Source organism: Yoonia maritima, assembly GCF_043641945.1.
In the GTDB taxonomy this organism is placed as follows: Bacteria; Pseudomonadota; Alphaproteobacteria; order Rhodobacterales; family Rhodobacteraceae; genus Yoonia; species Yoonia maritima_B.
In genome coordinates this window covers 66,016-78,967 of sequence record NZ_JBHZRX010000010.1, presented here as the reverse complement: position 1 = coordinate 78,967, position 12,952 = coordinate 66,016, and the positions used below count along the sequence as shown (strand labels likewise).

Below are 12,952 nucleotides of genomic sequence, written 5' to 3'. Positions count from 1 at the left end.
CTGCGCCGCTTCATCTAATAGACATGCCAAAAAGGTGTGCGAGAGGAAGATATGATCGTTGTCGAGAATTTGGTGAAAACCTTTGGTGGTTTTCGGGCCGTTGATGGGGCGTCGTTGCGCATCGAACAAGGGTCTATCACGGGCCTTATCGGACCAAACGGCGCCGGAAAAACAACGCTTTTCAATGTGATCGCAGGCGTTCTTAAGCCAACATCTGGCCGTGTGACCATGATGGGCGAAGACATCACAGGGCTTCCACCGCACGAATTGTTCCACAAGGGGCTGCTGCGCACCTTCCAAATCGCGCACGAATTTTCGTCTATGACAGTGCGCGAAAACCTGATGATGGTGCCCGGCGCGCAATCTGGCGAAACGCTGTGGAACGCTTGGTTTGGCCGCAAACGGATCGCGAACGAAGAACGCGCCTTGCTTGCCAAAGCGGATGAGGTTCTTGAATTCCTGACAATCGACCACCTGAAAGACGAAAAAGCAGGTAACCTGTCCGGCGGACAGAAAAAGCTGCTCGAACTTGGGCGGACTATGATGGTCGACGCCAAGATCGTCTTCTTGGACGAGGTCGGTGCAGGCGTTAACCGCACCCTATTGAACACGATCGGCGACGCGATCATTCGCCTGAACAAAGAACGTAATTACACATTCGTCGTGATTGAACACGACATGGATTTTATTGGCCGCCTTTGTGACCCAGTTATTTGTATGGCCGAGGGCCACGTTTTGGCCGAAGGGACATTGGCCGAAATCAAAGCCAACGAACAGGTGATCGAGGCTTACCTCGGCACCGGCTTAAAAAACAAAGATAAGGTTATGACATGAAATTCTTACTAACCGTGTTGCTCGGTGCCGTATTGGGCGCAGCCGGCACATTGTACTATATCTACCTCTATCACGCGGATGGATCCGAGCAGGCGCTGATGCGCAACACGCTAACCACCTATCTGCCCTTCTTGTCGGAGTACATTAACAAGTGAGCGAACCGTTTCTGATCGGCGACGCCATGACCGGTGGCTATGGCAAAGGTCCTGATATCTTGCATGGCTGTACGATTGCCGCCGAAAAAGGCGAGATCGCAGTGATTGTTGGTCCCAATGGGGCTGGCAAATCTACCGCGATGAAAGCCATTTTTGGCATGTTGAACGTCAATTCAGGCGCAGTGCGTCTGGATGGTGAAGACATCACCAAACTGTCGCCGCAGGAACGCGTGGTTAAGGGGATGGGCTTTGTGCCCCAAACCCACAATATTTTCACGTCGATGACGGTTGAAGAAAACCTAGAAATGGGTGCCTTTATCCGTCGCGACGATTTCAAGGATACGATGACGCAGGTTTACGACCTGTTCCCGATCCTTAAAGAAAAACGCAACCAAGCTGCAGGCGAATTGTCAGGTGGTCAACGCCAACAAGTCGCCGTCGGTCGCGCACTCATGACACAACCCAAAGTGCTAATGTTGGACGAACCCACCGCAGGCGTGTCGCCCATCGTGATGGACGAGCTTTTCGACCGGATCATTGAGGTCGCCCGGACAGGCATTCCAATCCTGATGGTTGAGCAGAACGCACGACAAGCACTTGAAATTGCAGACAAAGCCTATGTTCTTGTTCAGGGTCGGAATGCACACACAGGTACAGGTAAAGAGCTGTTGGCGGACGAAGACGTACGGCGGAGTTTTCTGGGCGGATGAAGCAGTTATCAACATTAGGTGCCGTAGCTCTCATGCTGCCCGGATGTATCTCGGAGCGACCGTATGCAGTTTATAATAACGGTGCAGCCAGATCGGCGTCTCTAACAAGCGAAAAGCACAGTGATACTATGGTCTATCGCTGTGATTTACAGGGTGACGATAAAGCCATGACGCTTCTTCTCCAGAATGAAAATTCCAGTGGTCCGGGAATGTACTGCGAAAGCTCTTTTATCGGTGACGCCATGAAATGCTATTCGAGGTCATCGGTCGATGGTGCTGAAATATACCATCATGATGGGCAGTCACATATCGGGCGCGGTGATACTCTTTCAGTATATGAAAGTGGTTTAGCGCGGTTCGAAGAGATGATCGTCGAATACACTGCAAACGAACCAGTCGTAACTGGTTATCGTGAATATAGCGGAACCTGCACCAGAGGACCTGGACACTAATGGACTTCTTAAACGCCCTTGTGGCCCTCGCTAACTTTGTCATCGTACCGGGCCTAGCCTATGGTGCTCAGCTCGCTATCGGTGCGCTTGGTGTCACGCTGATCTATGGCATCCTGCGGTTCTCGAACTTTGCTCATGGCGATACTATGGCCTTTGGCACGGCGATGACGATCATCGGGACCAATGCGCTACTTGCGCTTGGGATTACCTTTGGCCCACTGCCAACCGCCCTTCTCGCCTTGCCATTCGGAATTGGTGCCACGATCCTTTTGGTGCTGTTCACCGATTGGCTGGTTTACAAATTCTACCGTGACCAAAAGGCCAAGCCTGTCATTCTTGTCATCGTGTCTATGGGTGTGATGTTTGTGATGAACGGCATTGTGCGCTTTATCATTGGCGTACGCGATATCCGCTTTGCCGATGGTGAACGGTTCTTGATCACGGCACGCGACTTCAAAGAAATGACTGGCCTGCGTGAAGGTCTTGCCATTAAGACGACGCAGGCAATCACCGTTGTCGTCGCGATTATCGCCGTGTCACTGCTGTTTTGGTTCCTCAACAAAACCCGTACTGGTAAATCCATGCGTGCGTTTTCAGACAACGAGGATTTGGCACTTCTTTCCGGGATTAACCCTGATTGGGTGGTTAAGGTCACTTGGATGATTGTCGCCGCACTCGCGACCACAGCAGGTGTTCTTTATGGGTTGGATAAGTCTTTCAAAGCCTTCACATACTTCCAGCTACTGCTGCCCATCTTTGCTGCTGCCATCGTTGGTGGCCTTGGCAATCCACTGGGTGCCATCGCAGGTGGTTTCGTCATCGCATTCAGCGAAGTCACGATCACCTACGCATGGAAAAAAGTGCTAGTGTATATGATGCCAGATAGCCTTGAGCCTGATGGCCTCGTCCAGTTGATGTCTACCGATTATAAATTCGCCGTCAGCTTTGCGATCTTGATTATCGTTCTGCTGTTTAAACCGACCGGCCTGTTCAAGGGGCAATCCGTATGAACCCTGCATTGAAAAACACACTGCTTTTCGCATTCGTCGGCCTGCTGCTCGTTGGCACCGGATTTGTCCAAGGCTGGAACTCTGCCCTGTTCATCCTAAACATGGGGCTTGTGTCCGCGATCATGGCACTTGGCGTAAATCTGCAATGGGGATTTGCCGGGCTGTTTAACATCGGGGTCATGGGCTTTGTCGCGCTTGGCGGGTTGGCCACCGTTCTGATCGGCATGCCCCCCGTGGGCGAGGCATGGTCAGCTGGCGGCTTGCAAGTTATCGCAGGACTGCTGCTGGGTGTTGCGACTGTGGTCGCCGTTGTGTTCCTCCGCAAGAAACTAACAGGTCGTGCACGTACATTGGGTACGATTGCCGCGCTTATCGTTGGTTTCGTGATCTACCGCGCAGTCTTTGATGCAGGTGTGGTCGCGATTGAGGCGGTTGATCCTGCATCGACTGGTTACTTGGGTGGTTTGAACATCTTTGGCCCGCACCGTGATGCCAACGACATGCTCCTGCCCGACTATTTCATCCTATTGGCATGGCCCATGGGTGGTCTGCTGGCCGCTGGTGCTGCTTGGATCATTGGAAAAACAGCGCTTGGCCTGCGGTCTGATTACTTGGCGATTGCGACACTTGGCATTGCAGAGATCATCATCGCTGTCATGAAAAACGAAGACTGGTTGGCACGTGGCGTGAAGAACGTGAACGGCCTGCCCCGTCCCGTGCCCTATGAGGTCACACTACAAAGCGATCCGGGCTTTATCGCGCGTGCGGCAAGCTTTGGCTTTGACCCGGTCACTGCATCCACGATCTACACTAAACTATGCTACACAGTCCTGTTCGCGATTGTGCTGCTGGTACTGCTTTGGTTGGCGCAAAAGGCACTTAACAGCCCATGGGGCCGTATGATGCGCGCAATTCGCGACAATGAAACCGCAGCCGAGGCGATGGGCAAAGACGTAACCGCGCGCCATCTGCAGATTTTCATCCTTGGCTCAGCAATCTGCGGGATTGCCGGCGCGATGATGACCACGCTTGATGGTCAGTTGACACCCGGTACGTATCAGCCACTCCGCTTTACCTTCCTGATTTGGGTCATGGTGATCGTTGGCGGTTCTGGAAATAACTTTGGCGCTGTTCTTGGTGGTATCCTGATCTGGTGGCTATGGGTTCAGGTTGAACCAATGGGCCTTGGTTTGATGAATATCCTATCCAGCGGCTTGGCTGACGGCAGTGAACTCAAGGAGCGGATGATCGAATCTGCAGCGCATATGCGCCTACTGACCATGGGGCTTGTCCTGTTGTTGGTGCTGCGTTTCAGCCCAAGAGGCCTGATCCCAGAACGCTAGCTTGTTCTTCCTGATAGCATTGGTACAACGGGGCCAACAAAAAACCCCGAGGTTCCTATGGCGCTGATTTTCCGTTGGCTTATCTGGTTCGCAACTGCATTGATTGTTCTTTGCGTTGCGACCGTTACACTGGCCTACTACTTTGCCTCGCGGTCCCTGCCCGACTACGATGCCCAGACCGATGTGGCTGGAATTAGCGCGACGATTGAGATAGTGCGCGATAACGCCAACGTGCCCCATATCTTTGGTGCCAACGACCAGGACGTATTCTTTGCGCTTGGCTATGCCCATGCCCAAGACCGGCTATGGCAGATGACGATGTTGCGCCGCACGGTTCAGGGCCGGCTGTCTGAACTATTCGGCGAACGTACGCTAAAGATCGATGAGGCGATGCGCCGCTACGACATCTACAACCTCTCTGTCGCTTCAGAAAAGGCGCAGGATGAGGAAACGACTGCGGCCCTGAATGCTTATTCTGCTGGTGTGAATGCTTGGCTGAATGAAGTGAACGCAGGAGCGCGTGGTCGTGGGGCGCCCGAAATGTGGCTGTTTAGCCATCCCGTTTCGCCTTGGCAGCCAGCGGATTCCATCGCAATTCTAAAACTAATGGCTCTGCAACTTTCGCCAAATCTGGCGAATGAAGTATTACGCGCGCGCACTTCGCTTTTGATCGACAATGACCGTCTGCGTGACATCATGCCTGACGATCCTACAAGTGGAATCGCTGCCCTACCCGCATACGCGAGCCTTGTGCCCGATGTCCCGTCGTTCACACCTGATACGCAGTTGGCGTCCGATCCATTGTCGCCATTTCACCCGCCAGAGCTTGCCGGCGCGTCAAACGCGTGGGCCGCAAATGCTGACCGTTCGGCAACCGGATCAACGCTACTTGCTAACGACCCGCATCTGGGGCTGACAGCTCCGACTATCTGGTATCTCGCCCGGCTAGAGCTGGAAAGTGGCGGCGTGATTGGCGCTACGATTCCGGGACTACCGCTTATCATGTCGGGCCGCGGTGATAGCCTTGGTTGGGGCATTACGGCGGCTTATGTCGACGATCTTGATATCATGATCGAAGAAGTGAACCCCGACGACCGCGACCAATATCGCGGGCCTGATGGTTGGGTGCCGTTCCGCACCCGTGACAGCATCGTCAACATTAAGGACGCACCAGCCGTCACATTGCGCTTGCGTTGGACCGCAAATGGGCCGGTCATGTCGGGCAATCAGTTTAACCTTGGGACAATCACGCCACCGGATCACGTTACCGCAATCGCGTGGAGCGCCCTATCAGATCGCGATACGTCGATCTCTGCCGCCATGGGCATCATGCGCGCCCGGACAGTGAATGAGGCCATTCGGGCCGGCGAAACCTTTATTGCACCTGCGCTGAACCTGACGCTTGCGGATCGAAACCGCATCGCGATGAAAACCATTGGCGCAATTCCGGCACGTGATCCGAACCATCAAAGCCGGGGTCGTTTTCCATCATTTGGGTACCTGCCGGAAAACCGGTGGCAGGGTCGTTTCCCCTATAGCGACAACCCGATTTTCCTGAACCCAGAAGGCGGGATCATCGGCAATACCAACAACAAGACGGTTGATCGCGAATTCCCGCGCCATGTGTCGTACCTTTGGGGCGACACGCAGCGGATCAATCGCTGGCGTCGACTGATGCAAGCTCGTGAAGTGCACACCCGTGACAGCTTTATTGAGGCGCAGTTGGATACCGTCAGTTTCACAGCGCGGACGCTTTCAGCACTCATGGGCGCTGATCTTTGGTACACTGGTGATGCGGCCCCCGAAGGTACACCCGAACGGCGCAGGCAGATCGCACTTGATCTCCTATCGGCGTGGAACGGTGAAATGAATGAACACCTGCCGGAGCCTCTGATCTATGCGGCTTGGGTACGCGCGGTGCAGCAACGCCTAATCCGTGACGAACTAGGGCCACTCTCGGCTGAGTTCACGCATGTTGCCCCTGTGTTTATTGAACGTGTCTTCCGCAATGTTGATGGCGCTGGCATTTGGTGCGATGTAATCCAATCGGCACCAGTCGAAACCTGCACAGACATCGCCCGCCAAGCTCTGGATGACGCGTTGATCTGGATTACCGAGAACCACGGCACGGCAATCGAAGCTGTCCGTTGGGGCGATGCGCATGTCGCAAAACATGATCATGCCGTTTTGGGCCAAACACCAATTCTGAATTGGGTCGTCAATATCCGTCAATCAACAAGTGGCGGCGACAATACATTGCAGCGCGGCAAAACGTCCGGTGTTGGGCCAGCCCCGTTCCAGAACGTACATGCCGCAGGCTATCGTGGTGTCTATGATTTTGCTGATCCTGACAGTTCAGTCTTTGTTACGGCAACCGGGCAATCCGGGCACCCTCTTTCGCGCTACTATGACAACCTTGGTGAACTATGGCGGCGCGGAGAGTATATCCCGATGTCGCTAGACCCGGCGTTGGCACGGGCGGCGGCTGTGGGGGTCACAGTACTGACCCCCAAACCTTAAAGTCGGGCGAAACGTTCGCGCTGTAGCGCTGTCCAGAACACGGTAAGATCGTAACCTGTTTCGGTCTGCTCTTCGTTCGTCACGATACCAGCGTCGAACAACCACGCGCGTTTCCGTCCATCGGCAAAGCTAAGATGAATGCTTTCCTCGGTGCGCGGATCTTTAAGCTTGTCCGGGATCGCCGCCAATAGCGCGTCCATCCCTTCGCCGGTGATCGCTGACACTGCAAACAGATCATCTGTGCGTGCCGCTTGCGTGACCATCGCGTCGTGATCTTCCGGCGATAGCTGGTCGATCTTGTTCCACACTTCAATCAATGGGGCTTCTTCGGCAACGCCGAGGCTTTGCAAAATTGTCATCACATCTTGTGACTGTTCTTCGGACTGTTCGTGGCTGATGTCACGCACGTGCACGATCAGATCGGCATCAAGCACTTCTTCAAGTGTCGCACGAAACGCCGCAACAAGTTCGGTCGGCAAGTCACTGATAAAGCCTACAGTATCCGACATGATTACTTCGTCACCCGTAGGCAAAACGATCTTGCGCATTGTCGGGTCAAGCGTCGCGAATAACATGTCCTTAGCGAACACTTCGGCACCTGTCAGTCGGTTGAACAGCGTTGATTTCCCTGCGTTGGTATAGCCAACCAAAGCAACGATCGGGAATGGCACCTTGGCACGAGACGCACGGTGCAATTCGCGTGTCTTAACGACCTTTGCCAACTGACGGCGCAAGCGCCCCAGCTGTTCGTCAATCGCACGGCGGTCAGCCTCGATCTGGGTTTCACCCGGACCACCAACAAAGCCAAGCCCACCACGTTGACGTTCAAGGTGGGTCCAAGCTCGTACCAGACGCGTGCGTTGATAAGACAGGGCTGCCATCTCGACCTGAAGCACACCTTCAGAGGTCCGCGCGCGATCGCTAAAAATCTCGAGGATCAAGCCGGTCCGGTCAAGCAGCTTAACGCCCCATTCCTTTTCAAGGTTACGCTGCTGTACGGGTGTCACTGGACCATCGATCAGAACCAGCTCGACCTTATTCGTCTCGAAGACTGTCTTTAGCTCTGCAATTTTGCCTTTGCCAAACAGCTTACCCGGATGGATTTTTGGCAGACGTACAATATCAGCACCCACAACCTGCAAATCAGGCAAGGCGGCCGCAAGCGACACGCCTTCTTCAAGCGCGGGGCCTGCGGCACGGCGGCTATGGTCTGTCTTTAGATCCGGGTGAAGTACCCAGGCCCGCGTTACGGGCCGATCATGTTCTAGCAATCTTATTCTTCGCCTTCATAAAGGCTGATAGGCTGCGCTGGCATGATTGTCGAAATCGCGCTTTTGTAGACAAGCTGTGCTTGCCCGTCGCGACGCAGGAGAACGCAGAAACTATCAAACCATGTGATTACACCCTGCAACTTTACCCCGTTCACCAGAAAGATCGTCACCGGAACTTTGGTTTTACGAACGTGGTTAAGAAATGCATCTTGCAAATTTGCTTTGTCGGCGGCCATTGTGACACCCTTTTTTTGTTATTACGGCCGCGCATCGGCCCCTCGCTGTTAGCCGCAGTATGTCGCGACCCTGACAGAGTTTCCAGCCCCAAAAGGAAAACAGACTAACCTGTGTTAACCGCGCCAAATTTCAGGGTTAAATAGCGCGATAATCGCAAGCGTTTCGAGGCGTCCTAACACCATTGCAGCGGCCAAAATGACCTTAGCGCTATCAGGTATCCCTGAATACGCGATCGGTACTTCGGCAGCGACTGCGGCCAGCGGCCCTGTCGTTGACAGCGCCGACACGCTAAGCACAATTGAGGTTTCGAATTGCACACCCGTTAATGACATCAGTGTCATGATCGCGGCAATGCTAAGCGCAAACAGCATGAAGAATATCCAAGAGATATAAGCGCCCTGCTTACGAATGCGCCGCGCCTCGCGACCTCCACCACCAATGGATGACGGATGCAGCAGGCGTTCTTGTTCACGTTCGCCGTGCCGATATAACGCGTAGATGCGCAGGAGCTTCACACCGCCTGCCGTGGTCGCAACACCGCCCCCAATCAACGCCATTCCCGTCAGAAATAAGCCCGGTGTCTGCAACCCAGACCAAGACGCGGCACCACCCCAGAAATGCGATTCAAACCCTGCCGTTGTCAGAAATGACGCCACGGTGAACAGAGTACCCCAAAGTGCTGCAAAGACCTCTTGGATGGTGACAACGGTCTGTCGGTCCGCCGCAGCGATAAAGTGGCGCAAGAATAACCCCGCTGTAACAAGACCGATAAGAACCAGAGCCGTCCGGAATTCGGGGTCACGTTTTAGGCCCTGATCACCCTCGCCAATTAATCCGCGGCTAAACGTCAAACGCGACAGAGCGAATACAAAGAAGCAAAAAATAAGCAATTCGCCCCAGAAACCGGATGCCGCATAGTAAAGCCCATCAATGGGTGAAATCCCCGAAGTTGATAACGTCGACATCGCGTGGCACAGCGCGACATAGGGCAACTCTCCTGCGACAACCAGGCCGATCCACAGAAGGAACGTTAAACCGAGGTAGATCGGGGTCAGCGTGAGAGTATAGCGAACAAGCCGCTCAGACGGATCCGCAATACGAGAGATTTGGCTAAACCCAGACACAGCACCTTTGCCGATGTTCGTGGTTGCACGCACCTCAAACCCACCAAGGTTCATTGGAGCAAAGATTGATACAGCCGTCACCCAGATAAGCAAACCGCCAAGCCAACCAACCAACGCCCGCCAGAGGTGCAGTGATGGTGTGAGCCGCCCAGATGTATCATAAACCGTCGCCCCGGTGGTGGTGAAGCTGGAAACCATTTCAAACCACGCATTCAGATAGGTCGTGTTTCCAACCGCCTCGTAGAACGGGACAGCAAACATAAGCGGCAGTATCGTGAATGCGGACAAAAGCCCGATCAATTGGCTACGTGCAACGTTTGTCGGCGCATAGCCAGAAGTCGCCAGACCGACGGTCACTGTCAGAATTGAGAACAGCAAGAACCCGTAAAAGAACACGCGCATAGTGGTGAAATCTTCCATGATCACGCCATGGGCAGACGGCACGAGCATAGCAATCGCACCCAACCCCATGAGGATCACGAAAAACGGGAGCTTAACGAGCCATTTCATCAGAAGAAATCAATCGAAACCTGCAAGAGGCGTTCAACCTCTGGCACGTCATTACTCATCGCGAAAATCGCAATCACGTCGCCTTCTTCAATGCGTGTTTCGCCCGAGGGCTTCACAAATTTGTTCTGCTTCATCAGACCACCGATCAACGTCCCCTCTGGGAAATCGATTTCTTTGATCCGTTGCCCTGCAATTGGCGATGTACCAAGCACTTGCGCTTCGATGACCTCTGCCTCTGCGTCGCCGATGGAATAAACGCCACGCACACGGCCATGGCGGATATGACGCAGAATAGAACTAACTGTCGTTGCACGTGGGTTAATATAGGCGTCGATATTCAATGGGCCCATCAGCGGCACCAGTGTTGGGTCGTTGATCAAACAGATGGCCATCGGGCAGCCCATCTCCTTGGCGCGTACGGACACCAGAATGTTGGTCTTATCATCGTCGGTCACGGCAAGGACGGCATCAGCAGTCGAAATACTCGCCTCGTCAAGCAGCCCACTGTTTAGACCATCACCGTGCAGAACGATTGTTCTGTCTAAAGTATCGGCCGCGTTTTCGGCGATTGTACGGTCTTTTTCGATTACCTTAACACGTACGCGTTCCGTACGCGTTTCAAGCGCTTGTGCGACGCCAAGCCCAACATTACCACCACCAATAATGACGATGCGTTCTTGTTTTGAATGTGTTTTACCAAAAATCTCGAGCGTGCGCGTCATGTCCTCGGTCACGCAGAAGATGTAACAATCATCGCCTGCAAAAATCTGGTCGCCAGCTGAGGGCACAAACAATCCGCCATCACGACGAATGCCGACAACAATGGCGCGCAAAGTCGAAAACAAATCCGTGAGCTGGCGCAGCGGCGTATTGATGACCGGACAGTCATCATCAATCGTGATCCCCAGCAGTTGGGCGCGACCTTCTAAGAAACTCTCAGTGTCGAATGCCGCGGGCGCAGCAAGGCGCTGCAACGCTGCTTCGGCGACCTCTTTCTCAGGGGAAATCACCACATCGATCGGCAAATGATCCCGGCGATAAAGGTCAGAATAAATCGCGTCGAGATAGTTTTGCGCACGTAGACGCGCGATCTTGCGCTGGACGGCGAAAACCGAATGGGCCACCTGACAGGTCACCATATTTACTTCGTCGGAATGGGTCGCTGCGATAATCATATCAGCGTCACGGGCACCCGCACGATCAAGGACGTCAGGATAACTTGCGTGTCCTGCGATACCCTGCACATCCAACGTGTCGGTCGCGCGGCGCACCAGTTCGGGATTGTTATCCACCACCGTTACGTCGTTCTTTTCACCCGACAAATGGCGCGCGATCTGCCAACCGACCTGACCCGCACCACAGATAATGACCTTCATTACGCTTCGTCCTCGACATAGGCGACACGACCGCCCGCCTTGTTTGTTGTCACTACGCCAAGCGATTTGAGCTTACGGTGCAGAGCGGAACGCTCCATTCCGACAAAAGTCGCTGTCCGACTGATGTTACCACCAAATCGGTTAATCTGGGTCAAGAGGTATTCGCGTTCAAATAATTCACGCGCTTCACGCAGAGGCAGTGTCGCTAGACCACCAGCCAAGACAATGCGGCCTTCGTCGCTGCCGCCACTTTCCTCACCGGTTGGCAGCTCTCTTGCAGCGATGTCACCGGTATTTTCACCAAGAATTAGAACACGTTCCACAACGTTCTTAAGCTGGCGCACATTTCCCGGCCACAGCATGGTTTGCAGCAATGCACGCGCATCGTCTGCAAGTTTACGCAGTGGCAGGCCCTGCGCCTTGTTAAAGACCTCGATGAAATGTTCGGCCAAAACAGGGATATCTTCGCGACGTTCCTCAAGCGATGGCACCCCAATCGGCACGACATTGAGGCGGTGATATAGTTCTTCGCGGAAAGTACCGGCGTCGATGGCTGATGGTAGATCACGATTGGTGCTTGAAATGACCCGCAAGTCGACCTGTACCTTGTCGGTGCCACCTACCCTTTGGAAACGCTGATCAACAAGAACACGCAGGATTTTTGACTGCGTTCCCAGTGGCATATCGGCTACTTCGTCAAAGTAGATTACCCCGCCGTTTGCCTCCTCAAGCAACCCTGGCTCAATGCCGCGTCCGCTATCTTCACGGCCAAACAGGACTTCTTCCATGCGGTCGGGCTCAATAGATGCGGAGTTCACCGTGACAAAAGGTGCGCTGGAACGGTTAGAATTCGCATGGATGTAGCGCGCGGCGATTTCCTTACCGACGCCTGCTGGGCCGGTCAGCATGACCCGGCCATTTGATTTCGTTACCTTATCCAGTTGCGACTTCAGCGTGCGGAATGCGGCGCTATCACCAAGCATCTCAGCGCTTGCAACGTCACCACGTTTCAACGCGACGTTCTCACGACGCAGTCGGGACGTTTCCATCGCACGACGAATAACAACCAGTAACTGATCGATGTTAAACGGTTTTTCAATGAAATCGTAGGCGCCTTGCTTAATTGCTGCGACTGCGATTTCGATGTTTCCGTGCCCAGATATAATCACCACCGGGATATCCGGGTGATCACGTTTGACCGATTTCAGAATATCGATCCCGTCCATGTTGCTATCCTTGAGCCAGATATCAAGGATCATGAGCGCCGGTGGCGCCTTAGAAATCTGCGCCATGCATTCGTCGGATGTGCCTGCAAGTCGGGTCGTATAACCCTCATCCTTTAGAATATCCGAAATGAGTTCTCGGATATCACGTTCATCATCAGTAATTAAAATATCGCCCATCATCGTC

At 53.8% G+C, this 12,952-nt stretch carries 12 protein-coding genes; 7 read left to right on the top strand and 5 right to left on the bottom strand.

From position 1 onward, the window contains the following. Positions 1 to 51 precede the first annotated feature (51 nt). The 7 genes from ACHUEV_RS17360 to ACHUEV_RS17330 are packed head-to-tail and all read left to right on the top strand — an operon-like array spanning position 52 to position 7,024. A complete protein-coding gene (locus ACHUEV_RS17360) occupies positions 52 to 834 on the top strand; it encodes an ABC transporter ATP-binding protein (protein WP_106354309.1) in 783 nt (260 codons plus the stop codon). Then, on the top strand, positions 831 to 989 hold the full coding sequence (locus tag ACHUEV_RS17355) for a hypothetical protein (protein ID WP_394182124.1): 159 nt from the start codon (positions 831 to 833) through the stop codon (positions 987 to 989). Before ACHUEV_RS17360 ends, ACHUEV_RS17355 begins: the two co-directional genes overlap by 4 nt. Beyond that, positions 986 to 1,699 carry an ABC transporter ATP-binding protein gene (locus tag ACHUEV_RS17350; protein ID WP_106744273.1) on the top strand — a complete coding sequence of 238 codons (714 nt, stop codon included), beginning with the start codon at positions 986 to 988 and terminating at the stop codon, positions 1,697 to 1,699. Before ACHUEV_RS17355 ends, ACHUEV_RS17350 begins: the two co-directional genes overlap by 4 nt. Continuing rightward, positions 1,696 to 2,151 carry a hypothetical protein gene (locus ACHUEV_RS17345; protein ID WP_394182122.1) on the top strand — a complete coding sequence of 152 codons (456 nt, stop codon included), beginning with the start codon at positions 1,696 to 1,698 and terminating at the stop codon, positions 2,149 to 2,151. The genes ACHUEV_RS17350 and ACHUEV_RS17345 overlap by 4 nt, the downstream gene beginning before the upstream one ends. Beyond that, a complete protein-coding gene (locus ACHUEV_RS17340) occupies positions 2,151 to 3,161 on the top strand; it encodes a branched-chain amino acid ABC transporter permease (protein ID WP_106354302.1) in 1,011 nt (336 codons plus the stop codon). Before ACHUEV_RS17345 ends, ACHUEV_RS17340 begins: the two co-directional genes overlap by 1 nt. Continuing rightward, positions 3,158 to 4,504 (top strand): branched-chain amino acid ABC transporter permease, encoded by a 1,347-nt coding sequence (locus tag ACHUEV_RS17335; RefSeq protein WP_394182120.1) that lies wholly within the window; start codon positions 3,158 to 3,160, stop codon positions 4,502 to 4,504. Before ACHUEV_RS17340 ends, ACHUEV_RS17335 begins: the two co-directional genes overlap by 4 nt. A 57-nt stretch (positions 4,505 to 4,561) precedes the next feature. After that, entirely contained in the window at positions 4,562 to 7,024 is a 2,463-nt protein-coding gene (locus tag ACHUEV_RS17330; RefSeq protein ID WP_394182118.1) for a penicillin acylase family protein, read from the top strand. Here ACHUEV_RS17330 and hflX read toward each other — a convergent pair. The 5 genes from hflX to ntrX all read right to left on the bottom strand — a co-directional run bounded on the left by hflX (position 7,021) and on the right by ntrX (position 12,945). Beyond that, positions 7,021 to 8,295: a GTPase HflX gene (hflX, locus tag ACHUEV_RS17325; RefSeq protein WP_394182116.1), complete on the bottom strand. Its 1,275-nt coding sequence runs from the start codon at positions 8,293 to 8,295 to the stop codon at positions 7,021 to 7,023. The genes ACHUEV_RS17330 and hflX overlap by 4 nt on opposite strands. A 2-nt stretch (positions 8,296 to 8,297) precedes the next feature. After that, positions 8,298 to 8,531 carry an RNA chaperone Hfq gene (gene hfq, locus ACHUEV_RS17320; RefSeq protein WP_045996137.1) on the bottom strand — a complete coding sequence of 78 codons (234 nt, stop codon included), beginning with the start codon at positions 8,529 to 8,531 and terminating at the stop codon, positions 8,298 to 8,300. Positions 8,532 to 8,645: 114 nt separating this feature from the next. After that, positions 8,646 to 10,166 (bottom strand): TrkH family potassium uptake protein, encoded by a 1,521-nt coding sequence (locus ACHUEV_RS17315; protein ID WP_394182113.1) that lies wholly within the window; start codon positions 10,164 to 10,166, stop codon positions 8,646 to 8,648. Beyond that, entirely contained in the window at positions 10,166 to 11,542 is a 1,377-nt protein-coding gene (trkA, locus tag ACHUEV_RS17310; protein WP_394182112.1) for a Trk system potassium transporter TrkA, read from the bottom strand. The genes ACHUEV_RS17315 and trkA overlap by 1 nt, the downstream gene beginning before the upstream one ends. Beyond that, positions 11,542 to 12,945, bottom strand: coding sequence for a nitrogen assimilation response regulator NtrX (gene ntrX, locus ACHUEV_RS17305; RefSeq protein ID WP_394182160.1), 1,404 nt, complete (start codon positions 12,943 to 12,945; stop codon positions 11,542 to 11,544). Before ntrX ends, trkA begins: the two co-directional genes overlap by 1 nt. Between the last annotated feature and the right edge of the window lie 7 nt (positions 12,946 to 12,952).